19 protein-coding genes are annotated in these 26,640 nt (G+C 67.3%); 8 read left to right on the top strand and 11 right to left on the bottom strand.

The window, feature by feature from the left end; all coding sequences use genetic code 11:
* Positions 1-36 precede the first annotated feature (36 nt).
* From boxB to M3I53_RS13750, 3 genes are all read left to right on the top strand, one after another.
* Positions 37-1,476 (top strand): benzoyl-CoA 2,3-epoxidase subunit BoxB, encoded by a 1,440-nt coding sequence (boxB, locus tag M3I53_RS13760; RefSeq protein ID WP_254316473.1) that lies wholly within the window; start codon positions 37-39, stop codon positions 1,474-1,476.
* Positions 1,477-1,528: 52 nt separating this feature from the next.
* A complete protein-coding gene (gene boxA / locus M3I53_RS13755; RefSeq protein WP_254316472.1) occupies positions 1,529-2,788 on the top strand; it encodes a benzoyl-CoA 2,3-epoxidase subunit BoxA in 1,260 nt (419 codons plus the stop codon).
* A gap of 149 nt (positions 2,789-2,937) precedes the next feature.
* A complete protein-coding gene (locus M3I53_RS13750) occupies positions 2,938-3,387 on the top strand; it encodes a PaaI family thioesterase (protein ID WP_254316471.1) in 450 nt (149 codons plus the stop codon).
* Positions 3,388-3,407: 20 nt separating this feature from the next.
* Here the strand turns inward: M3I53_RS13750 and M3I53_RS13745 are convergent, their stop codons facing one another.
* Positions 3,408-4,319, bottom strand: coding sequence for a ketopantoate reductase family protein (locus M3I53_RS13745; protein ID WP_254316470.1), 912 nt, complete (start codon positions 4,317-4,319; stop codon positions 3,408-3,410).
* A gap of 64 nt (positions 4,320-4,383) precedes the next feature.
* Positions 4,384-5,241, bottom strand: coding sequence for an NADPH-dependent oxidoreductase (locus M3I53_RS13740; RefSeq protein ID WP_254316469.1), 858 nt, complete (start codon positions 5,239-5,241; stop codon positions 4,384-4,386).
* Between the two features lie 263 nt (positions 5,242-5,504).
* On the opposite strand from M3I53_RS13740, the gene M3I53_RS13735 reads away from it, so the two are divergent.
* Positions 5,505-6,365, top strand: coding sequence for an oxidoreductase (locus M3I53_RS13735; RefSeq protein WP_254316468.1), 861 nt, complete (start codon positions 5,505-5,507; stop codon positions 6,363-6,365).
* Between the two features lie 9 nt (positions 6,366-6,374).
* Here M3I53_RS13735 and M3I53_RS13730 read toward each other — a convergent pair whose 3' ends face one another.
* Both M3I53_RS13730 and M3I53_RS13725 read right to left on the bottom strand, forming a co-directional pair.
* Positions 6,375-7,016 carry a hypothetical protein gene (locus M3I53_RS13730; protein ID WP_254316467.1) on the bottom strand — a complete coding sequence of 214 codons (642 nt, stop codon included), beginning with the start codon at positions 7,014-7,016 and terminating at the stop codon, positions 6,375-6,377.
* Positions 7,017-7,030: 14 nt separating this feature from the next.
* Positions 7,031-8,425, bottom strand: a complete 1,395-nt coding sequence (locus tag M3I53_RS13725) for a selenium-binding family protein (RefSeq protein WP_254316466.1) — start codon at positions 8,423-8,425, stop codon at positions 7,031-7,033.
* 250 nt (positions 8,426-8,675) lie between these two features.
* Between M3I53_RS13725 and M3I53_RS13720 the strand changes: the two genes are divergently transcribed.
* The 3 genes from M3I53_RS13720 to pbpC all read left to right on the top strand — a co-directional run bounded on the left by M3I53_RS13720 (position 8,676) and on the right by pbpC (position 17,907).
* Positions 8,676-9,011, top strand: coding sequence for a DUF4148 domain-containing protein (locus M3I53_RS13720; protein ID WP_254316465.1), 336 nt, complete (start codon positions 8,676-8,678; stop codon positions 9,009-9,011).
* A gap of 572 nt (positions 9,012-9,583) precedes the next feature.
* Positions 9,584-15,634 carry an alpha-2-macroglobulin gene (locus tag M3I53_RS13715; RefSeq protein ID WP_254316464.1) on the top strand — a complete coding sequence of 2,017 codons (6,051 nt, stop codon included), beginning with the start codon at positions 9,584-9,586 and terminating at the stop codon, positions 15,632-15,634.
* Positions 15,631-17,907, top strand: a complete 2,277-nt coding sequence (gene pbpC / locus M3I53_RS13710; RefSeq protein ID WP_254316463.1) for a penicillin-binding protein 1C — start codon at positions 15,631-15,633, stop codon at positions 17,905-17,907. Before M3I53_RS13715 ends, pbpC begins: the two co-directional genes overlap by 4 nt.
* Positions 17,908-17,920: 13 nt before the next feature.
* Here pbpC and M3I53_RS13705 read toward each other — a convergent pair whose 3' ends face one another.
* The 6 genes from M3I53_RS13705 to M3I53_RS13680 all read right to left on the bottom strand — a co-directional run bounded on the left by M3I53_RS13705 (position 17,921) and on the right by M3I53_RS13680 (position 24,192).
* Entirely contained in the window at positions 17,921-19,465 is a 1,545-nt protein-coding gene (locus tag M3I53_RS13705; protein WP_254316462.1) for an efflux transporter outer membrane subunit, read from the bottom strand.
* Complete coding sequence (locus tag M3I53_RS13700) at positions 19,462-20,442, bottom strand: HlyD family secretion protein (protein WP_254316611.1); 981 nt, start codon at positions 20,440-20,442, stop codon at positions 19,462-19,464. The genes M3I53_RS13705 and M3I53_RS13700 overlap by 4 nt, the downstream gene beginning before the upstream one ends.
* Positions 20,443-20,449: 7 nt before the next feature.
* Entirely contained in the window at positions 20,450-20,659 is a 210-nt protein-coding gene (locus M3I53_RS13695; RefSeq protein ID WP_027818583.1) for a DUF1656 domain-containing protein, read from the bottom strand.
* Positions 20,660-20,696: 37 nt separating this feature from the next.
* Positions 20,697-22,835, bottom strand: coding sequence for an FUSC family protein (locus M3I53_RS13690; RefSeq protein WP_254316461.1), 2,139 nt, complete (start codon positions 22,833-22,835; stop codon positions 20,697-20,699).
* A gap of 17 nt (positions 22,836-22,852) precedes the next feature.
* On the bottom strand, positions 22,853-23,317 hold the full coding sequence (locus M3I53_RS13685; RefSeq protein WP_254316460.1) for a MarR family winged helix-turn-helix transcriptional regulator: 465 nt from the start codon (positions 23,315-23,317) through the stop codon (positions 22,853-22,855).
* A 173-nt stretch (positions 23,318-23,490) separates the two neighbouring features.
* On the bottom strand, positions 23,491-24,192 hold the full coding sequence (locus M3I53_RS13680) for an HAD family phosphatase (RefSeq protein ID WP_254316459.1): 702 nt from the start codon (positions 24,190-24,192) through the stop codon (positions 23,491-23,493).
* A 224-nt stretch (positions 24,193-24,416) separates the two neighbouring features.
* On the opposite strand from M3I53_RS13680, the gene M3I53_RS13675 reads away from it, so the two are divergent.
* Positions 24,417-25,175: a class I SAM-dependent methyltransferase gene (locus tag M3I53_RS13675; protein ID WP_254316458.1), complete on the top strand. Its 759-nt coding sequence runs from the start codon at positions 24,417-24,419 to the stop codon at positions 25,173-25,175.
* 32 nt (positions 25,176-25,207) lie between these two features.
* On the opposite strand, the gene M3I53_RS13670 is transcribed toward M3I53_RS13675, so the two are convergent.
* Positions 25,208-26,353 carry an alanine--glyoxylate aminotransferase family protein gene (locus M3I53_RS13670; RefSeq protein WP_309249522.1) on the bottom strand — a complete coding sequence of 382 codons (1,146 nt, stop codon included), beginning with the start codon at positions 26,351-26,353 and terminating at the stop codon, positions 25,208-25,210.
* Positions 26,354-26,640 lie beyond the last annotated feature (287 nt).

Below are 26,640 nucleotides of genomic sequence, written 5' to 3'. Positions count from 1 at the left end.
TCCGACTCCGCCAAGGCGTAGCCACAAGGAACCGCAATGTCCACGATCAACTCTACGATTAACTACGGCGAAAAGATCCCGAACAACGTCAACCTCGCCGACGACCGTGCGCTGCAGCGCGCGCTCGAACAGTGGCAGCCGAACTTCCTCTCGTGGTGGGGCGACATGGGCCCCGACGGCTCGCATGGCTACGACGTGTATCTGCGCACGGCGGTGAGCGTCGACGCGGGCGGCTGGGCGCACTTCGACCACGTGAAGATGCCTGACTATCGCTGGGGCATCTTCCTCACGCCGGGCGAAGCGGATCGCAAGATCCATTTCGGCGCGCAAAAGGGCGAGGCGGCGTGGCAGGACGTGCCGGGCGAGCACCGCGCGAACCTGCGCCGCATCATCGTCACGCAGGGCGACACGGAGCCCGCCTCGGTCGAGCAGCAGCGCCATCTCGGCCTTACGGCGCCCTCTATGTACGACCTGCGCAACCTGTTCCAGGTGAACGTAGAGGAAGGCCGGCACCTGTGGGCGATGGTGTATCTGCTGCATCGCTACTTCGGCCGCGACGGCCGCGAGGAAGCCGAAGCATTGCTGGAACGCCGCTCGGGCGACGACGACAACCCGCGCATTCTCGGCGCGTTCAACGAGAAAACGCCCGACTGGCTGGCGTTCTTCATGTTCACGTACTTCACCGACCGCGACGGCAAGTTCCAGCTTTCGGCGCTGTCCGAATCCGGCTTCGACCCGCTCGCGCGCACGACGAAATTCATGCTGACCGAAGAGGCGCATCACATGTTCGTCGGCGAGTCGGGCATCTCGCGCGTCGTGCAACGCACCGCGCAGCTCATGAACGAGCTGAAGACCGACGACGTGAACCGCTTGCGCGCCGCGGGCGTGATCGACCTCGAAACGATCCAGCGTTACCTCAATTTCCACTATTCGGTGACGATCGACCTGTTCGGCGCCGACCACTCGTCGAATGCCGCGACCTTCTACAGCTCCGGCCTGAAGGGCCGCTACGAAGAGACCAAACGCGACGACGACCACCAGCTCGAAGGCCAGCAATACCGTTTGCTCGACGTGCAGGACGGTAAGCTCGTGGAGCGCGAAGTGCCGATGCTCAATGCCATGAACGAAGTGCTGCGCGACGACTACATCAAGGACTCGATTGCGGGCGTGAACCGCTGGAACAAGGTGCTGGAAAAAGCTGGCATCGATGCTCGCCTCACCGTGCCGCACAAGGCCTTCAACCGCCAGATCGGCACGTTTGCGGGCGTGCGCGTGTCGCCGGAGGGCCGCGTGATCGGCGAGACCGAATGGGCCGCGAACGAAGCGAAATGGCTGCCCACCGCGGAAGATCGCGCCTACGTGGCTTCGCTCATGGGCCGCGTGATCGAGCCGGGCAAGTTCGCCAACTGGATCGCGCCGCCGGCCATGGGCATCAACCGGCAGCCCATCGATTTCGAATACGTGCGCTTTAACTGAGGGGAGCGGCGGCGCGCAGCCACGCGTTCGCGCGCCGCGGTGGGAGACAATCATGAACGGTCCGCTACCCGTGGAAATTCTCAGGCAACATCTGATCGATCCTGAAATCTGCATACGCTGCAATACGTGCGAGGAAACGTGCCCTGTCGACGCGATCACGCACGACGGCACCAACTATGTGGTGAAGGCGGACGTCTGCAACGCCTGCATGGCCTGCGTGCCGCCGTGCCCGACCGGCGCGATCGACAATTGGCGCAATGTGCTCAGGACCGAGACGTACAGCATCGACGAGCAGTACACGTGGGACGAACTGCCCGCGCAGAATCCGTCGATGGGCGCCCCGGTCGTCGCGCCTGAAGCGGGCGATGGGGCGAGCGTTGCGCAAGCGGCGCCGAATGCCGCCGAGGCGCCCGTGGGCGGCTCCGACATGGTGCGCGGTTCGACCGTGCCGCCGTGGTCGGCGGCGCGCCCCTACGTCCAGCTCTATACGCGCAAGGCGCCCACCACGGCGACCGTGGTCGGCAACTATCGCCTCACCGACGACGCCACCGAAAGCGACATCCATCACATCGTGCTCGACTTCGGCGCCATGCCGTTCCCGGTGCTGGAAGGCCAGTCCATCGGCATCCTGCCGCCGGGCGCGACCGCGGAAGGTCGGGCTCATCACGCACGCCAGTACTCGATTGCGAGCCCGCGCGACGGCGAGCGCCCCGGCTACAACAACGTTTCACTCACGGTGAAACGCGTGACGCGCGATCACAGCGGCAACGCAACCGATGGCGTGTGCTCGAACTATCTCTGCGATCTGAAGAAGGGCGACGTGGTGACCGTAATCGGTCCGTTCGGCAGTACGTTCCTCATGCCGAACCATCCGAACTCGCATCTGCTGATGATCTGCACGGGCACCGGTTCCGCGCCCATGCGCGCGATGACCGAATATCGCCGCCGCCGCAGGCTCAAAGGCGCGACCGGCAAGCTCATGCTCTTTTTCGGCGCGCGCACGCAGCAAGAGTTACCCTACTTCGGACCCCTGATGAATCTGCCGAAGGATTTCATCGACACGAACCTCGCCTTCTCACGTACGCGTGGCAAGCCCCGTCGCTATGTGCAGGACGCCATGCGCGAGCGCGCCGTGGACGTCGCGCAACTGCTCGAGGACGGTAACACGCATGTCTACGTCTGCGGCTTGAAGGGCATGGAAGATGGCGTGCTGCAGGCGCTTCAGGAGATCGCCGAAAAGCACGGCATGGGCTGGGAGGCGTTGTGGGATCGCCTGAAGCGGGAAGGGCGGCTGCATCTCGAGACGTATTGAAACATCCGCCGCAATGAATCGAGGCCTGAATCGAAACCCGCGACAGGTTCGCGGTATTTAAGCACGATCGTTCGATAAGCGTTACGATGGCGAATCGCACAGGCGCGCAGAGCTGCAAACCGGCGCGCGCCATAGACGGAGACTGCCTAATGAACCTCGTTGCTGAAATGCCCCCTGGCCTGACCGGGATCGAACAGCTGCAGCGCATGCTGCACGGGAGCCGTGGCCCGGCCATTGGCGAAACGCTCGGCTTCAGGCTGGTCGAAGTCGAGGAGGGCCGCGCCGTGTTCGAGGGCACGCCCGGTCTGCACGTGTACAACCCCATCGGCACGGTGCACGGCGGTTACGCGGCCACGCTGCTCGATTCCGCGTGCGGGTGCGCCGCGCATTCGCGCCTCAGCGCAAATCAGGGCTACACCACGCTGGAACTGAAGGTCGCGTACCACCGGCCCATGACCGCCGACACCGGCGCTGTGCGCGCGGAAGGGCGGGTACTCAGCATCGGCCGCCGCGCGGCTTTCGCGGAAGCTAGCATCACGGATGCGCAGGGCAAGCTCTACGCATCTGCCACCTCCACCTTGCTCGTGTTCGACCGCTGACTCAACGAGAGCGGAGCGAGCTAGATCGCCTCGCGCGCCTTGTCCTCGATGAGCCGCACGAGCGTTTGCAGCATGCGATTCGCAGGCGTGGGCACGCCTAGCGCCGCGCCGCGTTGCACGACGTAGCCGTTGAGATGATCGATCTCGCTGAGCTTGCCCCGCGCGAGATCCTGCGCCGTGGACGAGTATTGGCCCGGCATGGTTTGCGCGATGCGTGTCACGGCGCTGTCCATGTCCGGCGGCAGCGTCACGCCGTCGGCCTGCGCGACGGCCATGCATTCGCCCACGATGTCGCGCATCGTTTCGCTCACGCCCGCACCCTTCACGAGACGCCCGTAAGGCAATTGCGTGATCGCCGAGAGCGCGTTGTACGCGCAGTTCACGATCAGCTTCGCCCAGAGCGCGCCGCGCACATTCGGTGAGATTTCCGTGGGCACGCCCGCGTCGATGAGCGTGCGCGCAACGGCGTCGCTCGCGCGCGAAGGCTCGATCACCAGCTCGCCGCGGCCGTGATGGCGTACGTGGCCGGGCCCTGCCATCTCCGTGGCGACATAGACCACGGCAGCCGCGACGTCTCGCGGGATCACCGTGCGCAGGCGCTCGGCGTTATCCGCGCCGTTCTGCAGCGAGAGCACGAGCGTGTCGGCGCCCAGATGCGGTTTGATCGCGGCACCCGCGCTTTCGGTATCGGTCGACTTCACGCAGAACAGCACGAGGTCCGCGCCCGCTACGGCGGCGGCTTCGGTGATGGCCGTGAGATGCGGCGCGCCGATGCGCTCGTCGAACTGCTGCGCTTCGAGGCGCAGCCCATCGCGCGTAATGGCCTCGACATGCTGGGGCCGGCCGATCAAGACCACATCGTGTCCCGCGCGCGCGAGCATGCCGCCGTAAAAGCAGCCTACTGCGCCTGCGCCCATGACAGCGACTTTCATTTGCGTTTCTCCTGTGTTGCGTGCGTGCTTCGTTGCTGAAGTGTTCCGCGGCGTGCCGGTGCGTTCAGCGCAGTTCGAAGCCGAGCGCGTTGAGCGCGTCGCGCAAGCGGTCGCGGCCGTGCAGCGATTCACGGCTGCGCCAGCGCGCGAGCGAGCGCACGGTCCAGCCCGCCGCGCTCAAACCCTGGGCGGTCTGGAAGCCGCCCATGACTTCGTCGTACCGGGCGATCGCGGCCGCCTGCGAAGGCGCGTCGTATTGCTCGCGATGGAGCACGACCTCCTGCGGCAGGCGCGGCTTCACGTCCGCGGGGCGGGTTTCGTCGGGATAGCCCACACACAGGCCGAACACGGGCAGCACGCGCGGCGGCAGCCCGAGTTCCGCGGCGACCTGCTCAGGCTGATTGCGGATGCCGCCGATGTACACGGCGCTCATGCCGAGCGATTCGAGTGCGATCACGGCGTTTTGCGCGGCGAGCGCCGCGTCGATCATGCCGACGACGAGCGTCTCCATGTAATGCAGACCATCGACGCTTGCCCCGCTGCGTGCGCCGGCCGCTTCGAGACGCGAGAGGTCCGCGAGCCACACGAGAAAGAGCGGCGCGGCGCGAACGTGCGACTGGCCGCCCGCAAGCTCGGCGAGGCGCGCCTTGCGTTCGGGGCTTTCGATGGCAACCACGCTCCACGTCTGCAGGTTCGACGAGGTCGATGCCGATTGCGCCGCGGCGATCAGCGTTTCGAGCGTGCCATCGGGCAGCGGACGGTCCGCGTAGTTGCGCACCGAGCGGTGCGCGAGCAGCGTGTCGAGCGTATCGTTCCAGGCTGGCAGCGGCGCGGACCACGGCGTGCCGTAGCGCGTTTCGAGCGCGCGCACGGCATCGGCGAGATCGGCAGCGGGTCGTGCGGGCGCGGTGACGGTTGACATCGGGTTTCTTCTCCGGCAAATGACAGTTGATTCGTGGCGCTGAAATTCGGGGCACCAGGCGCCGTATGGTACATGGCCCGGGCGATCGGCGCAGCCGTTCATCGGCGCGGGCGAAAGAGCGTGTCAGCAGAGTTCGCGCGTGACCGGTATCATCAGAGGTTGCGCATGCGTTCGAAAGTGGCCCGCTTCGCGCCGCGGCGCCGTCTTCCGCTTTCCCCTGTCTTCGGCAGCGCTGTCTGCCCCTTCTTCCGGGAGGCCTCCCCATGTCCGTTCATTCCCCGAATGCGTCGCCAGTCTGGTTCGTGACCGGCTGTTCGACCGGCTTTGGCCGTGAGCTTGCCCGCGCGGTGCTCGGGCGCGGTTGGCGTTGCGTGGCGACCGCGCGCAACAAGGCGTCGCTCGACGATCTTGCGCCAGAGGCCAGCGATCGCCTGCTGCCCGTCTCGCTCGATGTGACCGACGCCACGCAAACCGCCGCCGCCGTCGCTGCCGCGCAAAAGCAGTTCGGCGCGATCGACGTGCTCGTCAACAACGCGGGCTACGGCTATCAGAGTTCGATCGAGGAGGGCGAGGAGCGCGAGATCCGCGCGCAGTTCGATGCCAACGCGTTCGGCCTGTTCGCGCTCACGCGCGCGGTGCTGCCGGGTATGCGTGAGCGCCGCACGGGGCACGTCATCAACATTACTTCGGTGGCGGGGCTCGCGGGCTTTCCGGGTTCTGGCTACTATGCCGCCTCGAAGCACGCCGTGGAGGGATTCTCCGATTCGCTGCTGGCCGAAGTCGGCCCGCTCGGCATCAAGGTGACCTGCGTCGAGCCGGGGCCGTTTCGCACGGACTGGGCAGGCCGCTCGCTCGTGCAAACGGCGAGCCGTATCGATGACTACGCCGAAACGGCGGGCGCGCGTATGCAGCGCACGGCACAAGGCAGCGGGCATCAGCCGGGCGATCCGGTGCGCGCGGCGCAGGCGATGATACGCATCACCGAAACGGAAAAGCCGCCGCGGCATCTCGTGCTGGGCGCATTCGGCGTGGATGCGGTGGCGAACCGCTTGCGCGCGGCGCTGGCCGATATCGAGGCGTGGCGCGAGTTGAGCCTGGGCACGGACTATCCGGCGGGGAGTTGACCCAGCGGATCAGGCCGTCGCGATCATCAACGTACCGGTTGCCACGAGCGCGCCGCGCCAGAGCCAGTCGAAGTTGATCCAGCCACGACGCAGCACGCCAAGACCGAGATACTCGTAGGCGAGCAGCGCGATGACGGCCGTCGTGGCGAGCGTCGTGACGGTATGCAGCGCGGTGAACGCGAATGACAGCGCAAGCGGATTCGCAAGGCCCGCTGCGCCGCCCGCTGCCCCGCACAGCGGCAGCATGGCGGGCATCAGCATGAGTCCCGCGCCGTGCAACGTGGCCATCAACGCGGACCACGCCGCAAGCCCGGCAAAGCCCACGGTCATCCCTACGCGCACGCGGTGCCGGTGGCCATACGCGTACTGCCACGCGGCCCACGCGATCAGCAGCGCGCCCAGGCACCCATGCAGCGCAGCGCCCGGCAGATGCGTGCCCAGCGCGGCGGTGGAACTCGTGAACAGCAGAATCGACGCGGCGTGACCGAGCGCGATGGGCGGCAAGGCGAGCAGCAGCGCCGTGCGGCTCCCGCGCTGCAACCCGAGCGCAGTCGCGAAGAGCCAACCCATCGCCGGATTCACGCCGTGAAAGACGCCGCTGCCCACCACGGCCGCCCAGGCGCCCCAATGCGCGCCAAAGACTTCCTCCATATCGTGCTCCGCGCTTATGGGTAGCAGTACGAATCGGATGAGCAATCGCCGCCTTCGAGCCGGATCTGGTGCGGCCGGTGCGACTTCGGCCATTCGACGAAGAAGCGCTCGTCGAATTCAAGGCCGCCTTCGGGGGCAGCGTCGAGTTTCACCATCCAGCCGTCGATCCCTTCGGGATAGAACTGCCCGTCGATCGCACCATAAAGCGAGTTGCTGAAATAGACGCGCCGGCCGTCGCGGCTCACTTCCACCATTTGCGGGCCGCCGTTGAGCGCGCGCCCGGGCGCAAACGGATGCGCCGCGCGCGCCGCGATGCCGCCGATGCGCACGCAGCCCGTCAGGCGCGCATGTTCGGGGTCCGATACATCGTACTGGCGCAAATCGCCCGTTCCCCAGCACGCCGCGTAAAGGAAGCGGTCGTCGAGCGAGAGCGCGATATCGGTGACGAGCGGCGGCACGGCCGCAAATCCCTTTAGCATGGGCGGCAGATGTTCGGGGTCGGCCGGCTCGGCCGGAATTTCGATGATCTTGCGCGAGGCCCACTGGTCGCCGTCGAGATACCACTGCCAGATCGAGGCCGAGAGGTCCTTCAGGCTGATCACGGAGTTCACGAAACCGTAGGGGCGCGTGGGATTGTGCGCGGGGCGCAGCTCGAACACGAGCTGGTTTTCGGCGCCAAAGTCGAGCACCTGCTTGTGCTGGCGCGTGTGCAGATCCCAGAAGTGCAGGCGATGGCCATACTGGCCGCCAAGCAGGACCTCGGGCACGAGGCCGTTCTCGAAGGTCGCGGGCAGGCCCCACTCGCTCGTCACGAGCGTGTCGTAGCCGAGGTGCCACCAGCCGTCGTAGGCGAGCTGTTGCGGGCCGCGGTCGATCTCCCACTGGCCGAGAATATCGAAGCTCTCGTGGTCCATCAGGAAGACGCCGCCGGGCGCCTCGCCCTGCGCATTCGCAAGCGACGTCACATAAATGCCATCCGGCCCGCAATGCACGGTGTGCGGACGCGTGTAGCCCGCGCGCTGCGCGACGCTCTCGGGCTCGTGCACGCGCGCGATATGCGGGCGGCGCGCGTCGGGCCTCGTGTCGACAATATGAATGCGCGAGGAGCGCAGACCGGGCACGATGAGATAGCGGCGCTCGGTATGCGCGTGGGGGGCGTTGGGGCACAGGCACGAACTGCAGGCATTCCAGCCGAAATGATGGAGCTCGTCGCCGATGTTGGGCATTGCGAGCCGATGCACGATGCGTCCGAATTCCGGCGAGCGCGGGTCCAGATCGACCACGTCGAGCGAATCGGGCACGCTGCGAGTGGGGTCGAAGCTGGCGACGTACGCCAGTGTCTCCGGCGGGGCTTCGCCTGCCATGCGCGCAGACGGGTAGAAGGTCGGGTCCGGTTGCCACGTCGCCATTGCTGCCCCCTCATCGAAGATTCGGAAGAGCCCCTATCATGCATCAGAGTGGGACAGTGCGTTGCACACCTGTTCCATATTCCATGCGGATAGAAGCTTATGCATTGGAGCAATGAAAGCCGATTAGGTGCGCTGCGGGAATAGTAAATTCGCTTTTGCGGCATTTATTCGCGAGGCCAACATTCCTAGACTTGTACGCAACGGATGCAGACATGTAACTGCACCGATTTCAAGTTACTGGAGGTTAGTCATGAGAACGCTCATCAAGGCCGTTGCGATCGCTGCCGTGCTGGCAGTACCGGCCATTTCGTTTGCACAGTCGCAAGGCACCAATGGTCCTGTGACGCGTGCTCAGGTGCGTAATGAACTGAAGCAACTCGAAGCCGCGGGCTATCGTCCGTCGGTGAACGATCTGTATTACCCCGCGGATCTGCAACAAGCCCAGGCGCGCGTGAACGCGCAAAGCGGTGGGGCCGTTGCGCAGGCAACCGGCTATGGCCCGGCCACGAGTGGCTCGTCGCAAAGCGGTGCGCGCACCGATGGCGCGGTTAGCAGCTATTCGCCGCCCGTGTACAACGCACATTGAGTTTGACGGCGGCAGGAAGTCGATTCATACCGCATGATGACGTTTAGCCCGCGACGGTGCGAAAGCGCGTCGCGGGCTGATTCGTTTCCCGGCGTCATTTCCCCCTGCGCAGACGGCACATCGAAGCCGCCCGGTCCGCAATGTTCGCGAACTTCTGCCAATCGCAGCCGGCGGTGCGGTATCGCGAAACCACGTAGTCCGATGTTATGCGGGCGGCCAGTGGCCGCTCGCCGTCCATGGCGAGCCTCGGCGCGCGGCAGACGTCACGCCGCCACCCTCACGCCGCCCACTACGCTTTTCCCTCGACTCGCACCGGCTCGCGTCTCGGAGTCCGGCTAGCCTCTTCCCCGCGGTCCTCCCTTCGCTTTAGCCCGTTCGCAAATTCAGCGGTTTCCGATACCGCGAATTCCCGATTCGCGGCAAGCTGCCGCCGGCACTCGCATTCAGCGCGAGCCGCCCGCATGTGCGCGTGGCCGGCCATTCCCGGCGCGCCAGCGCGCGGCGCCCTGTACGATTCAGCGCACGCCGCCCGGCAACGGCCACGCGGCGCGCGCGCAAACGAGGACCGGTCGATGCAGCGAATAACACGAACAACTCGCGGGTGGGGGACGTTGGCGCTCGCCCTGATTCTGGCCTTGAGCATGGCATGGGCGTGGCGCGCCTATGCCGCGCGCGCGGTGAGCGTGTCGCCGCAGGGGACCGTGGCGCAGGTGCGCCAGGCGGTGGTGAAGTTCGACGAGGCCATGGTGGCGTTCGGTGCGCCCGATGCGAAGGACCCCGCGCGCCTGCAATGCAGCAATGCGGCGGCAAGCGCGGGTCAGGGTCGGTGGATCGACGGGAAAACGTGGGCTTATGATTTCGCAGCCGATCTGCCGCCCGACGTGCAATGCAGCGTCGTGCTCGTAGACGGCCTTAAATCGCAGGCCGGCAACGCCGTGACAGGCGTGCTTCGCTTTACGTTCTCCACTGGCGGCCCGTTCCCGCTGAGCGTGCGTCCCTATGGCGGCGAAATAGAGGAAAACCAGGCATTCGTGCTGAAGCTCAATGGCCCCGCCACGCCGGCTTCCGTGCGCGAACACGTGTGGTGCGAGTCGGGTGGACTCGGCAACCGCATTCCGGTGCAGCCTGTCGATGCGTCCACGCGCGCGGCGCTGCTCAAGCATTTCCGGCTCGAAAAGCACAGCGCGAGCGTGCTCACGCTCGCCTGCCAGCAAACGCTGCCTTCCAGCGCGAAGATGCAGCTCGTGTACGGCGAGGGCGTGCTCGGACCGAACGGCACGCCCAACGACGTGGAGCGCCGCTTCGATTTCACGGTGCGCGAGCCGTTTACCGCGAGTATGAGTTGCGATCGCGAGAATGCGAAGGCGCCATGCACGCCGCTGCGGCCTCTGCGCATCGATTTGAGCGCGCCGATTGCGCGCGCCGACGCGCAGAAGTTCCGTCTGCAAGGGCCGAAAGGGGAAGTCGCGCCGGCTTTTCGCCCAGATGACAAGAGCAACGAAGTCAGCTCGATCTCATTCTCCGCGCCCTTGCCCGAGCGCGCGACGCTCACGATCACCGCACCAGCGGGCCTCAAGGACGTAAGCGGGCGAGCGCTCGCGAACGCCGATCTGTTCCCGCTGCATACGGCGACTGCGCCGATGCCGCCGCTCGCGAAATTCCCGTCCTCGACCTTCGGCATCATCGAGCGCTACGCGGAGCCCGGCACGCCGCCGCTCGTGCCGGTCACGCTGCGCAATGTCGAAGCCGACCTGCACGTGCAGGGACTCAACGCGGGCGAGGCGAAGTTCGCGAAGCTCGCGGTGCAGTCCGATACCGACATGCGCCGCTGGATGCGCCTCGTCGACCAGTTCGACAATTTCGGCATGAGCGAAACGTCGATCGACAAGCTGATGCCTGGTCTGCTCGCTCGCGCGAAGTCGCCCGTGGTGATTCCGCGCACGACGGGCGAGGAGGACGACGACGCGAAGGCGCGCATCATCGACGTGCGCTCGCTCTCGCTGCTCGAGGGCCAGCCCGGCGTAGAGACCCTGACGCTGCCCAAGGCCGACCCAAAGGCGCTGCGGCCGTTCGAAGTGGTGGGCATTCCTGTGCCGAAGCCGGGTTTCTACGTGATCGAACTCGCTTCGCCTTCGCTTGGCGCCTCCTTGCTCGGCAAGCCGGCGCCCATGTACGTGCGCACGACCGTGCTCGTCACCAACCTGGGTGTGCACTTCAAGCAAGGCCGCGAGAATAGCGTGGTGTGGGTCACGTCGCTCGACAAGGGCGAACCGGTAGCCGGCGCCGACGTGCACGTATCGGATTGCAACGGCGAGATGCTCGCCACGGGAAAGACGGATTCCCATGGACTCCTGACGATAGACGGGCCGCTTTCGAATCGTCGTGACTGCGGGGAAAACAGCTTTAGCGGACTGTTCGTTTCGGCGCGCATCGACGACCCGAAAACGGGCCCCGACATGGCGTTCGTGCAATCGGACTGGAATCGCGGCATCGAGTCGTGGCGCTTCAACGTGCCGACCGACACGAGCCTGCAGCCCACGGTGCGCGCGCATACCGTGTTCGACCGTACGCTGCTGCGCGCGGGAGAGACGGTGTCGATGAAACACTTCATCCGCGCCCAGACGATGCATGGCTTCGCGCTACCGCAGCAGTACCCCACGCGCGTGACGATACGCCATGCCGGCAGCGGGCAGACCTGGCATCTGCCGCTCGAGTGGGCCGCCGACCAGACGGCGGATTCGACCTTCGTGTTGCCGCCGGAAGCGAAGCTCGGCGAATACGATGTCTCGCTCGACGACGGAGATGCCAACGCGCGCGCGGCGGCCGACGGCAACGACGAATCCAACAACAGCGCGGACGCCATTCATATGAGCTACGACAGCGGCAGCTTCCGCGTGGAAGCCTTCCGCTTGCCGGTCCTCAAGGGCACGATTGCCGTACAGAACGAGAAGACTTCGCCGCTCGTCGCCGCGACGCAGGCGCGCGTGGCTGTGCAGATCGATTACGTGTCGGGCGGCGCGGCGTCGAATCTGCCCGTGCAGGTATCGGCGCTCGTGAAGGCCACGACGCCGTCGTTCGCCAGCACGTACAGCGATTTCAGTTTCGCTCCGTATGTGAGTGCGAGTCAGGCCGACAATACGTCCGACGACGAGGACAGCGGCCCGCGGGAAGACAACGAGGTCGCGAAGCTCGTGGCCGACAAGGAGCCACTCACGCTCGACCGCAACGGTGCGGGCACGCTCGTGCTGAAGAACCTGCCGACCGTGGACGCGCCCAAGCGCCTCGCGCTCGAAGCGACCTTCGCGGACCCGAACGGCGAGGTGCAGACCATCAGCGGCGCGGCCACGCTTTGGCCCGCTGCCGTGGTGGCGGGCATCAAGTCAGGGCATTGGGTTTCCGTGGGCAGGACGGTGCCGGTCACCGCGCTCGCGCTCGATCTGCAGGGCAAGCCGCGCGCGGGCGTGAAGCTCGAGGTGCGCGGTGTGGCGAAGATCACGACGACTTCGCGCAAGCGCATGGTGGGCGGCTTCTACGCCTACGACAACCACACGGAAACACGTGATCTCGGCACGCTGTGCAGCGGCACGAGCGACGATCACGGCTTGCTCACGTGCGACGCGAAGCTCAGGGAAGCGGGCAACATCCAGCTCATGGCCACGGCGCGCGACGGCGACGGCCATGCCTCCACGGCCACGACCTCGGTATGGGTCACGCGCGAGGACGAACTCTGGTTCGGCAGCGAGAACACGGACCGCATCGACGTGTTGCCCGAAAAGACGAGCTACGAACCCGGCGAGACCGCGCGCTTCCAGGTGCGCATGCCATTCCGCTTTGCGACGGCGCTCGTTGCCGTGGAGCGCGAGGGCATCATCGAAACGCATGTGGTTCAACTCGACGGGCGCGACCCGACTGTCGAACTGAAAGTGAGCGACACATGGGGGCCCAACGTCTACGTTTCGGTGCTCGCGCTGCGTGGGCGCATTTACGAAGTGCCGTGGTATTCGTTCTTCACGTGGGGGTGGAAAGCGCCGCTCGAATGGGCCCGTGCGTTCTGGTACGAGGGCCGCCAGTACGAGGCGCCCACGCCGCTCGTCGATCTTTCGAAGCCGGCTTTTCGTTACGGGCTCGCGCAAATCCGCGTAGGCGACGCAGCGCACCGCCTCGCGGTGAGCGTGACGCCCGACGCGAAACGCTACGCGGTCCGCGCAACGTCGCACGTCCAGTTGCGCGTGCAGCTTCCTGGCGGCCAGCCGGTGCCGGCGGGTACGCAGATCGCCGTGGCGGCCGTGGACGAAGCACTGCTCGAACTCATGCCCAACCGTAGCTGGGATCTGCTCGACGCCATGCTGCAGCAACGCGCCTATGGCGTGGAGACGGCGACGGCGCAAATGGAGATCGTCGGGCGGCGGCACTTCGGGCGCAAGGCGGTGCCAGCGGGCGGCGGCGGCGGGCATGGCGCGACGCGCGAACTCTTCGACACGCTGCTCTACTGGAACCCGCGCGTCATACTCGATGCGAAGGGCGAGGCGCAAGTGAGTGTGCCCCTGAACGACTCGATCACGCGTTTTCGCATTGTCGCGATTGCGGCGAGCGGGGTGGCGCGCTTCGGCACGGGCAGCGCGACCATCGAGAGCACGCAGGACCTGCAGCTGATCTCGGGGCTGCCGCCGCAGGTGCGCGAGGGCGACGCCTTCCGTGCGCAGTTCACGCTGCGCAATACGACCGCGCGCGCGATGAAAGTGCTCGTCACGCCGAACGTGCCGCCGCTCGCGCTTGCCGCGCAAACCGTGGACGTCGCGCCCAATTCGTCGCGTGAGATTGCGTGGACGGTCGCGGTTCCTGACGATCTCGCCGAAGCGGAGCGGCCCGCGCTCGTGTGGAACGTGAGCGCGGCGGAGCAGGGCGGCGCGCATGCGGCCGACGCGGTGAAGCTCGCGCAGCTGGTGAGCGCGGCAATTCCCGTCACGGTGCAGCAGGCCACGCTCGCGCAGGTGGACAGCACGCTTTCGATTCCCGTTGCGCCGCCGGCCAACGCGAGCATGACGCGTGCAGGCGTGGTGCGCGGCGGCATTGCGGTGTCGCTGCAGCCGAAGCTCGCGAACGGTCTGCCCGGCGTGCGCCGCTGGTTCACGCGCTATCCGTATTCCTGCCTCGAGCAACAGACGTCAATAGCGATCGGCTTGCGCGACCCCGCGCGCTGGCAGGCGGAGCTTGCGCGCCTGCCGGTGTATCTGGACCGTGACGGCCTCGCGAATTACTTCCCGCCCGCCGACGACAGCGCGAGCCGCGGCAGCACCGCGCTCACCGCATATCTGCTCACCGTGAGCGACGAGGCGTCGAAGCTCGACCCGCGCTTCGCGCTTCCCGATGCCTTGCGCAGCAGGATGGTGGAGGGCCTCACGCGCTTCGTGGAAGGCCGCATCGAGCGCAATTCGTGGGCGCCGCGCCGCGATCTCGATCTGCGCAAGCTCGCCGCCATCGATGCGCTGTCGCGCTACGGCGCGGCGAACGCGCGCCAGTTCGGCTCGATCGAGATCGCGCCGAACCAGTGGCCCACGTCGGCGGTGATCGACTATGCGGAAAGTCTCGCGCGCATGCGCGACGTGCCGGACCGCGCGGAGAAACTGGCGCAGCTCGAACAGATCCTGCGCGCGCGGCTCACGTGGCAGGGTACGCAGCTGACGTTCTCGACGGCCGCCGAAGACGATTTGTGGTGGCTCATGACAGGCACGGAGGTCAACGCGGCGCGCCTCGCGCTGGCCTTTGTCGACAACCCCGCGTGGAAGGAGGAAATGCCGCGGCTCGTGGCGGGCCTGCTCGCGCTGCAACGCAACGGCGCATGGAGCACGACGACTGCGAACGCGTACGGCTCGCTCGCGGTCGAGCGCTTCTCGCGCGTGTTCGAGCATGACCCTGTCACGGGCGCGACGAAGATACAGCTCGCCGATACGTCTCGCATCGTCGGCTGGAACGCAGCGGCTCAACCGCCGGCGCAATCGGCGGCGCAAGCGGCATCGGGCGCCAGCGGGGCCACGGCGGCGACGCGCAACGCGCCCGCGCGCAGCACGCTGCTACCATGGCCAAAGCAGAACGCGGCCGTGCCCCTCACGTTGACGCAGGAAGGAAGCGGGAAGCCATGGGCCACAGTGGAGAGCCTCGCGGCGGTCGCGCTGCGTGCGCCGTTCGCGGCGGGCTATCGCATCACGAAGACCGTCACGCCGGTGGACGCCGCGGTGAAGGGCGCGTACACGCGCGGCGACGTCGTGCGCGTGCGCCTCGACATCGACGCACAGACCGACATGACGTGGGTCGTCGTGAACGACCCGATTCCCGCGGGCGCGACGATCCTCGGCTCCGGGCTCGGGCGCGATTCGGCCGTGGCGACGCAGGGCGAGAAGCAGGACGAAAACGGTCCGTGGCCCGCGTTCATCGAGCGCGGCTTCGACGGCTATCGTGCGTATTACGAGTTTCTGCCGAAGGGCAAGGTCTCGGTGGAGTACACGGCGCGGCTCAACAACGTCGGCACCTTCGGGTTGCCGCCCACGCGCGTGGAGGCGCTCTACGCGCCGGCCACGTTCGGCGTGGCTCCCAATGCGCCGGTGGTCGTGAAGGCGGCGCCATGAGCGGCCCATACGCGCTACGGCATCGCGCGGCGGGCGCACTCGGCGCCGCCGCGCTGTGCTTCGTGCTCGTGCCGCTGCCCGCGTTCGCACTGCCAACTTTCGATGACGTGCGCGGCCAGTGGAAAAGTTCCGACTGGGTTCTGCTGGCGCGCGACGGCACGCCATTGCAGCGCACGCGGGTGGAACACACCGCGAGGCGCGGCGACTGGGTCGCGCTCGCCGACGTGTCGCCGGCGCTGCGCGAGGCGATCGTCGTTTCGGAGGACAAACGATTCTACGAGCACAGCGGCGTGGACTGGCGCGGCGCGACGGCCGCCGCCTGGGCGAACCTGTGGAGTACGCGCACGCGCGGCGCATCCACGGTCACGATGCAGCTCACGGGCCTGTTCGACGACGACCCGAAGCACTCGGGCCAGCGCTCGCTCGCGCAAAAGGCCGTGCAAGCCGTGGACGCGCTGCGGCTCGAACGCACCTGGCGCAAGGACCAGATTCTCGAGGCGTATTTGAACCTCGTGCCGTTCCGAGGCGAGACCGTGGGTCTTGCCGCGCTTTCGCAAACGCTGTTCGGCAAGGCGCCGTCGGGGCTCGACGAACGCGAATCGGCCGTCGCCGCCGCGCTGATCCGCGCGCCCAATGCGGCTTATACGAAGGTCGCGATACGTGCGTGCCGCATCCTGCGCGACATGCGCGCAGCGAACGTCGATGGCGGCTGCCCGAATCTCGATGCTTTCGTGCAGATCGCCTTCGCGCGCCCGGCCATCGCCACCGACGATCCCTCGTTCGACGGGCGCAGCGAAAACTCGCCGCAGCTTGCGCCACACTTCGCGCGCCAGATCGCGAACGCCGTGCATCCCGCGCCCGGCATGCGCGTGCGCTCGACGCTCGACGCGAACCTGCAACGCTACGCGCGCGACACGCTTACGCGCACCCTCATCGAACTCAATGCGCGCGCGCATCCGCGCAACGTGCAGGACGGCGCGGTCGTCGTGCTCGATAACGCAACCGGCGACGTGCTCGCGTGGGTCGGGTCGTCAGGCGGCCTGTCGAAGGCACGGGAGGTCGACGCAGCGCTCGCGCTGCGCCAGGCGGGCTCGACGCTCAAGCCTTTTCTCTACGCCGAGGCCATCGACGAGCGCCGCGTGACGACCGCCTCGCTGCTCGACGACGCCCCGCTCGATCTCGCGGCGGGCGGCGGCCTCTACATGCCGCAGAACTACGACAAGGGCTTCAAGGGCTGGGTGAGCGTGCGCACCGCGCTCGGCTCGTCGCTGAACGTGCCGGCCGTGCGCACGCTCGTGATGGTGACGCCACATCGATTCGCGAAGACGCTTACGGCGCTCGGCCTGCCGCTCACGCAGGCGGGCGACTACTACGGCTTCAGCCTCGCGCTGGGCAGCGCCGACGTGAGCCTCGTCACCCTCACGAACGCGTATCGTGCGCTGGCCAATGGCGGCGTCGCGAGCCCGATCGCCGAATTGCCTGCGCCCGAGAAGATTGCATCGAATGGCACGTCGAAGCGGGTGTTCAGCAGCCAGTCTGCGTTCATCGTCACCGACGTCCTCGCCGACAACAATGCGCGCACGCGTACCTTCGATTTCGACAGTCCGCTGGATACCCGCATGTTTTCCGCGGTCAAGACCGGCACGAGCAAGGACATGCGCGACAACTGGACCGTGGGCTTCACGTCGCGCTATACGGTGGGCGTGTGGGTCGGCAACGCGGATGGCTCGCCGATGTGGGACGTGTCGGGCGTCACGGGCGCGGCGCCGGTGTGGGCCGCCATCGTCGGCTATCTGCATCGGCGCGTGCCGAGTGTGGCGCCTGCCGCGCCGCCTGGCGTCGAACGCGTGCGCGTGCAGTTCGCCAATGCCGTGGAGCCTTCCCGCAACGAGTGGTTCATCGCGGGCACGTCTACGCCGCTCGTGGGTCTCGCATCGAATGCAGCGGACCTTGCGCGTGGGCCCGCGCAAATCGGCAGCCCCGTGGACGGCACCATATTCGCGCTCGATCCCGACATTCCCGCGCAGCGACAGCGCGTCTGGTTCGAGCGTGCCACAGGCTCGAGCGCGCGCGTGAACTGGCGTCTGGACGGCAAGGCGTTGGGCGGCGCCGCGCGCGTCGCATGGCTGCCATGGCCGGGCAAGCACACGCTCGAACTTGTGGATGCGAACGGGCAGGTGACCGATACCGTGCGCTTCGAGGTTCGCGGCGCGCTTGCCAAGCCGCAGAAGTCGATGCGCGCCGACGCCGCGCAAGGCGGCGTGGCGCGCTGAGGGAGAGGCGAGCTTAGTTCGCGGGCGCAGTCGCGGCGGTTGCCGCCGGTGCTGCTGAAGCCGGTTGCGTGCCTTGCGCCCCCTGCTGCTGCAGCGTTTGCTGATTGCCCTCCCAGCCGCCGCCGAGCGCGAGGAACAACCGCACCTGGTCGAGCGCGACTTCGCCTTCTGCCGCGGCGACCTGTGCGTGCACACTGGTGAGCGTGCGCGTGGCGTCGAGGTCGGAGAGGAAGGGTTCGCGGCCCGCCGCATAGAGACGATGCGTTTCGTCCGCCGACTGCTGCGCCGACGTATAGGCCGTGCGCAGTGCATCGGCGCGCTGGTCGTCGGCGGCGTAGGTCGCGAGGCTCGACTGCGTTTCGCGCAGCGCGTTGAGCACCACGCCGTCGAAGTGCGCGAGCGCGCCGCCCGTGGCAGCCTCCGCGGCGCGCACGCGGTCGCGCTGGCCGTTGACCGGGAAGGTCCAGCTGATCAGGGGTCCGAATGACCAGGCATTGGTCGCAGGGGTGAACAGATCGCTCGTCAGGCCGACTGTGCCCACGCCCGCGCCGAACGTGACGTCGGGGTACATCTCGGCGATCGCCACACCGATGCGCGCCGTCGATGCCGCTAGCTGGCGTTCCGCCTCGCGCACGTCGGGGCGGCGCTTGAGGAGCGCGGCGCCGTCGCCGACGGGAATCGGCTGCTTGAGCCTGGGCAGGCGTTTGCACGCGAGCGCGGCGGGCGGCAGGTCCTTGGGGGCGCGCGCGAGCAGCATGGCGAGCTGATACTGGGCCACGCGGCGGCGTCCCTCGAAGCGCGGGATATCGGCGGCGATCGTATTGGCCTGGGTCTGCCCGCGCGTCACGTCGGGCTGGTTGCCGCGGCCCGCGTCGCGCAGGCGCTTGGTGAGCGCCACGCGCTCGTTCTGCAGCTTGAGCGATTCCTGCGCGATCTCCAGTTCCTCGGCGGCCGAGCACGATTCCACGTAAGCCTGCGCCACGTTGGCGACCACGGTGATGCGCGCGAGGTCGGCCGCGGCTTCCACGGCTGCGTCGTCGGCGCGCGCGGCTTCCACGCCGCGCCGGAGCTTGCCGAACAGGTCGAATTCATACGAGATGTTGACGCCGAGGTCGCCCAGCGTCGCGACAGGCACCTTTTCGAACAGGAGGTACTGCTCGCCCGATACCTGCGCGCGCTCGGCGGTGGCATGCGCGTTGCCCGAGAAGCCGCCCTGCGCGTTGGCGACGTCGACCGCCGCACGCGAGCGCGCGAGGTTCGCAGCCGCCACGCGCAGGTCCGTGTTCGACTTCAGCGCTTCCTGCACGAGTTCGTTGAGCGTGGGGTCGTCGTAAAGCTGCCACCAGTTGGCGGGCACGCCTAGTTGCGAGACGGGCGCATGGTCCGCGCCGTCGATCGGCCCTTGCGCGAGCGGCGCATTGACCGCGGCTTCCTGCGGCACGTGATAGTTGGGACCGAGCGTGATGCACGCGCCCAGCGCGAGCGTGAGCGGCGCGAGCGCGAGGTTGGGCCAGACGTTGGGCGAGAGGCGGCGGCGCCAGAGACTACGGCGTGTCATTGCGACGCTCCGGCAGCCTGGGAAGCGGCGGGGGCGCTCGCATTCATGGCGGGCTGCGAAGCGACGGCGCCGCTTGCGTTGTTCGCGTGGGCGGCCTGGCGGTCGTTGTTCGCTTCCGTGCGCACGGCCACGGTTGCCGTTCGCCCCGCGATCATGCGGAAATCGGCGGGCACTTCGTCGAGCGCCACGCGCACCGGAATACGCTGCGCGAGACGCACCCAGCTGAACGCCGGATTCACGTTGGGCAGCAGGTTGGGCGCCGCCTGGCGGTCGCGGTCCTCGATCGCCGCCACGATGCTTTGCACATGACCACGCAGCGGGCGCGTCTCGCCCATCACCGTGATCTCCACGGGTTGGCCGATCTGAATGCCGTGCAGGCGCGTTTCCTCGAAGTAGCCATCCACGCGGAACGAATGCATGTCCACGACGGCGACCACCGCGCGGCCGGCCGTCACGTACTCGCCAACACGCGGCGCGCGGTCGTTCAAATAGCCGTCCACGGGGCTCACGATCGTCGTGCGCTGAAGATTGAGCCTGGCGGTGTCGACCTGGACCTGGGCGTCGGCGGCCGCGGCTTCGCCCTGATCGACGCGCGTGCGGCTTTCCTCCAGCGTTTCCGCCGCCACGAGATTGCCGAGCCCGATATTGCGCGCGTATTCGCGCTTCGCCTGGGCGAGCGTGGCCTTGCGCTGCTCGAGCGTGGCCTGCGCGAGGCGCAGTGCGAGCGAGTAGCGCGCCTGGTCGATCACGAACAGCACCTGGCCTTGCTTGACCTGCTGGTTGTCGACGACGTCGACGCGGGTGATGAGGCCGCCCACGTCGGGCGCGACCTGGATCACGTCGGCGCGCACGCGGCCGTCGCGTGTCCACGGCGAGAACATGTAGTAGTTGACGATGCGCCACAGCACGAGAGCGGCGACGACGACGACGATGAGCGTCAGCAGGATCTGTCCTGCGGAGAACCAGGTTTTTTTCACGTTCACGTTAATTCACGAAGCGATGCGACACGATGATGACGGCAGCCAGCACAAAGACATAGATGCCGAGATCGAAAATGGAACGATGCCACACGAGCCGGTAAAAGCCGACGCGCGTGAGCACCTTGCCGATCACGACATTGATGAGGTACGCGATCAGCATCAGCACGAGCACGGCGGGCACGAACACGCCAAAGATATCGATTTCGCCGATCATGATGCGGGTTTCGGAAAAGGATGAGAAAGACGCGCGCTCATGCCGTGGCCTCCGGGTTCGAAGGCGATTGCGCCGCAAGGGCCGGATAGAGCGCGATGCGCAGGCCCACGAGCGCGTGCAGCGTGTCGCGTAGCCAGCGCTGCGAGACGAGCGCGCGCGGCGCGGGCTGGGCATCGGCGTCGGCAAGCGTGGCGGGCGGCAGTTGCGCGCGCGCGCGTGCCGCTACGCGGCGCATGGCGTCGTCGATGCTGGAGAGCAGGGCGGACGGGGCGTCCTGGCGCTCGCTCGCACGCGCACAGCGCGCATAGTGGTCGCTGACGCCCGCGAGCACTCGGTCGATCGCGTCGGGCACGTCGCCATCGAGCTTGTGGCGCGAGCGGCGCAAATCGAGCGAATTGAGCGCGATGCGCAGGTCGCGGAAGCTCTCGATCGACGGATGGCGGTGCTCGTCGGTAGCCGCAAGACGCGGAATGAGCTGCATGAGGCGATCGACCATACGCGAGGTGAGATTGCGCTGGTCCGCGATAGGCGTCGGCGACGCCGAGAGCGCGACATCGCTCCAGCTCGAGCGCAGCAGGCGCCGCGCCGCGAGTTCGGCGCCGAAGGGGCGCGTGACGCGCGTCCACAGGTAGGCGAACAGCAGGCCCGCCACGCCGGCAATATTGCTGTTCAGGAAGACGAAGAAGTCCGACTCGTAAGCACTCTGCACGCTGATGAAGGTGGCCGTGTTCACGGCCACGAGCATCGTCACCATGTTGAAGGCCGGGCGCGGAATCAGCGTGCCGATCAGGATGAACGGGCCCGCGAACAGCAGCACGAGCATCGCGAAGTCGTGCACCTTGGGCAGCGCGACGAACAGATAAAGGCCCGCGAAAACCACGCTCGCCGCGGTGGCGAGGAAGAAGCGGAACACCAGCGGCGCGGGCTCGTCGGATGCCGCAAAAAAGCAGCAGGCCACGGCCGCGAGCGTCACCGCGCCCGCGCCGTCGTGCCAGCCCGAGCTGACCCATAGCCAGCAGGCGACGAGAATCGCGCTCACCGGCACGAGGCACGAGAACAGCATGAGGCCGCGATCGTAGAAGCGTTCGGTGCCCCCAAGGCGCCAGTGACGATAGCGCGGCCGCCACGAGCCGATTTTCGCTTCGTGCGCGATGAGCGCGCGCAGCGCGCGGCAGTCCTGCCACACGTCGATCACCTGACCGAGCCGCCAGAGCGCGTTCGAGAGCAGCGCGCCTTCCCAGCTCGAGAGCGCGTCGCGCGCGGGCTGCAGCGTCGCGATGCGCTTGCGCAGGCTTTCCGCGGTCGGGTCGCCCACGTCGTCGTGCATCTCCGCGGCGCGCGTGGCCAGCGGCTCGTCGAACCAGCGCGCCGCGTCGGCGAGCAGGCTGTCGAGGCCCTCCGGCCACACGTGCAAATCGCGGCGCAGCGCGACCAGCGGGTCGGCGAGCGCGGAGATCATCGGCAGAAAGAGCTGCATGCGCCCGCGCAGCGACTCGGCGCGCTCGAGGATCTCGGGGTGCGTGTGGTCGTAGCTCAACTGGCTCAGCAGGAATTCGAGCTGGTTGACCGTGGCGGCCAGACGTTGACGGCAGGCCGAAAGCGCCTTGCCCGCAATATGGCCCGAGAGCGTTTCGCTGCCGTACCAGGCGGCGTCGCGGAACCATGCGTCGGCGCGCTCGATTAGCGTGGGCGCAAGGCGGCTAGGCAGGATATTGCTGCCCACCACGCTCGCGCAAATGATGCCGACCGTAATTTCCTGCGTGCGTGCGATCGCCACGTCGAACACCGTGGTGGGATCGGTTACGGTGGGCAGCGCGATGAGCGGCATCGTATAGCCCGCGAGCATGAAGACGTAACTGCGCGCGGTGCGGTCGGAGATCGCCAGATAGAGCAGCGTTCCCGTCCAGGTCGCGACGATCGCGCTGAAGAGCAGCGGCGTTTCGACGAAGGGCGGCACGAGCGCGACGGCGGCGGCCGCGCCGAGCGCGGTGCCGAGCGCGCGGTACAGCGCCTTGGAGCGCGTGGCGCCCACGAACGGGTTCGAGACGATGTATACGCTGGCCATCGCCCAATAGGGGCGCGGTAGCTGAAATTTGAGCGCGATATAAAGCGCCAGCATCGACGCGGCGAAGGTCTTGACCGAAAAGAGCCAGTCGCGGATGGAGGGGTAGGTCATGAGTCCGCTTTCTGCTTTCAGTCGTGTAAGGGCCGGTCAGCCTGGTCTGCGGGGGGAACTGCATTGAACGCGTTGAGCACGCGCAGCGTCGCTTCGAGGTCGGCGCGGCTCACGCCCTTGAGCACGCGGGCGCGCAGCGCGCGCAGCTCGTCCTCCATGCGCTCGGTCACGGCGCGGCCTTCGCTCGTGAGCGAGATCGTTTTTGCGCGGCGGTCGTCGGGGTCTTCGTCGCGGCGCACGAGGCCGGCGGCGCAGAGCTGGTCGAGCAGGCGCACGAGCGAAGGACCTTCTATGCCCACGTGCTCCGCAAGCGTCACCTGGCGCACGGCTTCGCCAAGGCGCCCGGCGGTGAGCAGCGGCGCGGCGCATGCCTCGGAGACGTTGTATGCGGTAAGGGCGCCGTGCGTCGTACGCCGCCATTTGCGTGCCGCCACCACGAGCGTGCTGCTGACCGCAAGGCGTAAAATATGAAGATTCGACATCGGCGGATCATAGCCCAAAGCGATTCGATAGCAAACTATCTTTTTCTTTCGCAGCGCCACGAATCGGATGGTATGCGACTCGTCGGCGGCCTGCTTTCTATCTGATGCGCGGTGATGCGTACGGCCAACAGTGCGCGCGGCGTGCGGCTCTTTTGGCGTTGTTTTATACGCGCTTAACTATTTGACCAGCGGGTGTTTGACCAGCGGGACAGCAGCCCGTGTAGCTGCACCATGTCGGTGAATACGTGCGCGACGCCCGCCTCGAGCAGCGCCTGCGCGCTGCTGTGGCCGGGCTCGGGCGGGCTGTAGCCGAACACGGTGGCGCCCGCGGTGAGGCCGGCGCGCGCGCCCGTGACCGTGTCCTCGATCACGGCGCAGCGGGCGGGGTCCACGCCGAGACCGGCCGCCGCCGCGAGGTAGACATCGGGATGCGGCTTGCTGCGCGGCGTTTCGTGGCCGCTGTAGATATGCCCTTCGAAGCAGTCGAGCAGGTTCACCTTGCGCAGCTGCAACTCCACCTTGCGCCGGTCCGCACCCGACGCGACGGCGATGCGCCCGTTCATGGCCGCGTACACCGCGCGCACGGCCGCGGGCGCGCCGGGAATCTCGACGAGATCGCGCTCCAGTGCTTCGTTGCGGCGCGCGCGGAAGCCTTCGAGCCAGGCGTCGGTAATCGCGAAGCCCGTATGCGCCTCGATGCGCGCGGCTTCGTCTTTCACGGCCTTGCCGACGAAGATGCCCATGGCTTCGTCCACCGTGAGCGTCCAGCCGAGTTCGCCCAGCATCTGCGTGAGCACCACGTGCGTAATGCGTTCCGAGTCGACGAGCACGCCGTCGCAGTCGAAGAGGACGGCGTCGAAGGGGATGGGGGACATCGTGCGTTTGGGTTTGCTTTGGGTTGCCTGAGGTTGCGTCATGCGGCGCGCATCGGGATCGCGCACGCAAGAGCGCGATGATAACCGCGGTCGCGTTTGCGTGGGGTTTTCGCGGGCAAGTCGCAGCGGCCGCCCCGGGGCGGCCCACTGTGCAGGGCGCTGCGTTGGTCGGGCCGTGCGAAACGATGGACAATAGCGTACCCAATCGTCACCCAACCGCTCTCATGTCCACCGACGAAAAGAATCCCATTGCAACGTCCACCGAACTCCCCGGCCGCGCCAGCTACACACAATTCGCCGACCGTTACGCGGAGCGGGCGCCCGTCAAGCCGCACAACGCGCTCTACGAGCGGCCCGCCACGCGCTCGCTGCTAGGCGCGGTGGCGGGGCTCGACGTGCTCGACGCGGGCTGTGGGCCCGGCATCGTGAGCGCGGAACTGGCGGGCGAGGGCGCGCGCGTGCAGGCCTTCGACGTCACGCCCGCGATGGTCGAACTGGCGAAGTCGCGTTGCGCGGGCCTCGCGGTCGACATCGCGCAGGGCGACCTTGGGGGGCCGCTCGACTGGCTCGCGAATGCCTCGGTCGACCGCATCGTGTGCTCGCTGGCCCTCGACTACGTCGAGCACCTCGCGCCGACGTTTCAGGAGTTTCACCGCGTGGCGCGCCCCGGCGCGCTGCTGGTGTTTTCGATGTCCCATCCCATGCGCGACTGGATCGACACGCGCACGCGCGGTTCGCGCACCTACTTCGAGACGACGCGATTCGGCCTGCATTGGGGCGGCTTCGGCGAGCCGAAGCCGTGGGTGGAGGCGTTCAGGCGCCCGCTTGGCGATATCTTCAACGCGCTCATGGAAGCGGGCTGGGCCATCGACCGCGTGCTCGAGCCCATGCCACAACCGGAAATGAAGGCGGTGTCGCCGGCGCTGCACGCGGAACTGGCGCAGGCCCCGGCGTTCATCTGCGTGCGCGCACGGCGCGTTTGAGGGGTTGAGCGGCCGCGTGGCGCGGAAAGCGCTTAACGCCGCGCTTCGCGCGAGCCAGCCGAAAGCGACTCTTCGAGCGCGGCAACCCCGGTGGGCAGATCGACCTTCACGCCGAGATCGCTCATCGTGCGGCCAAGCGCGTGTACGGTGCGAAAGAGGTTGTGCTCGCGGCACTGCTCGCCCATCTGCCCGATGCGAACGATCGGGAGACCGAACGATCCGGCAATCTCCACCTGGTATTGCTGCGAGATGTGATTGCACACCTCGCGCGCGGTGACGCCCCCGGGCAGCCCGATGCCGACCACGGAATTCAGGCGGCACGTTGTCGGCGTATAAAGCGCGAGGCCCAGCGCGCTCACACCGCTTTGCAGCGCGAGCGAACAGCGCAGGTGGCGCGCAAAGCGTTTTTCGAGCGTTTCCGTGCACACGAGACGCAGCGCTTCGTGCAGCGCCAGCACGCCCGAAACGGGCGCGGTGTAGTGATATCCGGCGTTGTGCCAGAAGTTTTCGGCGAGCATGGCGTCGAGGCACCAGTGCGTGTTCGGTGCGGTGCGTGTACGCACGCGCTCCCAGGCGGCGTCCGAGAAGGCAATCAGCGAAACGCCAGGGATCGACGAGAGGCCCTTCTGGCCGCCCGTGATGACGACGTCGATGCCCCAGGCGTCCATTTCCAGCGGCATCGTGCTCAGCGTGCAGACGGCGTCCACCACCACGAGTGCGCCGGCGGCCTTCGCGAGTTGCACGATTTCCTTCAGTTCGCGGTTCCATACCGTATTGGACGTTTCGCCGTGCACGATCGTGACGACGGCCGGCCGCGTGCGCTCGATGGCCTGCGCAACGGCTTCGAGCGAGGCGATCTCGCGGTCGGCCACGTCGAGCGTGGTGACCTCGGCGCCCACGCGGCCCGCCATTTCGGCCATGCGCTGGCTGAAGAAGCCGTTGACGATGGAGAGCACGCGAGTGCCCGGCCACGCGAGGTTCGAGATCGCCATTTCCATGGCCGCCGAGCCAGGGCCGGCCACGCCGAGCACCCAGTTCGAGCGCGTCTGGAAAACGTAGCGCGCCATCGTCTTCACCTGGTGAATGACGCGCGCCATGGTGTCGCCGAGGTGATTGATGACGACGGTGTTGGCCTTGGCCACGGCGTCGGGAATCGGCACGGGGCCCGCACCCATCATGAGGAGCGGCTCCTCGGGCAGGATGCGGTCGAGCGTTTCGACGCTGGGGCAAGGCACGGGCGCGGCCTCGGCCGCTGCCGCCGCTGTGCGCGAAGTGGCCAGCGGGTCGGGGTTGAGCGCGTTGTCGTTCATCTTGAGTACCTGGTTTTGCCTGGAAGAGGGTTGCGTGAGACGCGCGCGAATGGCGCGCCATCAGGGAGTGTTGTGCGTCGCGGCAGCGCTGGCCATGTACAGTTGCGCGCAATTTTGCTGAACAGTCGTACGGGCGGCGCTGCGGCCCGCTGCGG

Origin of the sequence: Paraburkholderia sp. CNPSo 3272, from assembly GCF_024206495.1 — a bacterium.
Lineage (GTDB): Bacteria > Pseudomonadota > Gammaproteobacteria > Burkholderiales > Burkholderiaceae > Paraburkholderia.
Note: the sequence above shows the minus strand (reverse complement) of the source record. Positions and strands in the feature narration are given on the sequence as shown.

Bases quoted from the DNA above. Each gene is read 5' to 3' on its own strand.
- M3I53_RS13715 (WP_254316464.1), top strand. From the start codon at position 9,584: ATGCAGCGAATAACACGAACAACTCGCGGGTGGGGGACGTTGGCGCTC.
- M3I53_RS13735 (WP_254316468.1), top strand. From the start codon at position 5,505: ATGTCCGTTCATTCCCCGAATGCGTCGCCAGTCTGGTTCGTGACCGGC.
- M3I53_RS13685 (WP_254316460.1), bottom strand. From the start codon at position 23,317: ATGTCGAATCTTCATATTTTACGCCTTGCGGTCAGCAGCACGCTCGTG.
- M3I53_RS13705 (WP_254316462.1), bottom strand. From the start codon at position 19,465: ATGACACGCCGTAGTCTCTGGCGCCGCCGCCTCTCGCCCAACGTCTGG.
- pbpC (WP_254316463.1), top strand. From the start codon at position 15,631: ATGAGCGGCCCATACGCGCTACGGCATCGCGCGGCGGGCGCACTCGGC.
- M3I53_RS13670 (WP_309249522.1), bottom strand. From the start codon at position 26,353: ATGATGGGTGCGGGCCCCGTGCCGATTCCCGACGCCGTGGCCAAGGCC.
- M3I53_RS13690 (WP_254316461.1), bottom strand. From the start codon at position 22,835: ATGACCTACCCCTCCATCCGCGACTGGCTCTTTTCGGTCAAGACCTTC.
- M3I53_RS13730 (WP_254316467.1), bottom strand. From the start codon at position 7,016: ATGGAGGAAGTCTTTGGCGCGCATTGGGGCGCCTGGGCGGCCGTGGTG.
- boxA (WP_254316472.1), top strand. From the start codon at position 1,529: ATGAACGGTCCGCTACCCGTGGAAATTCTCAGGCAACATCTGATCGAT.
- M3I53_RS13680 (WP_254316459.1), bottom strand. From the start codon at position 24,192: ATGTCCCCCATCCCCTTCGACGCCGTCCTCTTCGACTGCGACGGCGTG.
- M3I53_RS13675 (WP_254316458.1), top strand. From the start codon at position 24,417: ATGTCCACCGACGAAAAGAATCCCATTGCAACGTCCACCGAACTCCCC.
- M3I53_RS13740 (WP_254316469.1), bottom strand. From the start codon at position 5,241: ATGTCAACCGTCACCGCGCCCGCACGACCCGCTGCCGATCTCGCCGAT.
- M3I53_RS13725 (WP_254316466.1), bottom strand. From the start codon at position 8,425: ATGGCGACGTGGCAACCGGACCCGACCTTCTACCCGTCTGCGCGCATG.
- M3I53_RS13695 (WP_027818583.1), bottom strand. From the start codon at position 20,659: ATGATCGGCGAAATCGATATCTTTGGCGTGTTCGTGCCCGCCGTGCTC.
- M3I53_RS13750 (WP_254316471.1), top strand. From the start codon at position 2,938: ATGAACCTCGTTGCTGAAATGCCCCCTGGCCTGACCGGGATCGAACAG.
- M3I53_RS13745 (WP_254316470.1), bottom strand. From the start codon at position 4,319: ATGAAAGTCGCTGTCATGGGCGCAGGCGCAGTAGGCTGCTTTTACGGC.
- M3I53_RS13720 (WP_254316465.1), top strand. From the start codon at position 8,676: ATGAGAACGCTCATCAAGGCCGTTGCGATCGCTGCCGTGCTGGCAGTA.
- boxB (WP_254316473.1), top strand. From the start codon at position 37: ATGTCCACGATCAACTCTACGATTAACTACGGCGAAAAGATCCCGAAC.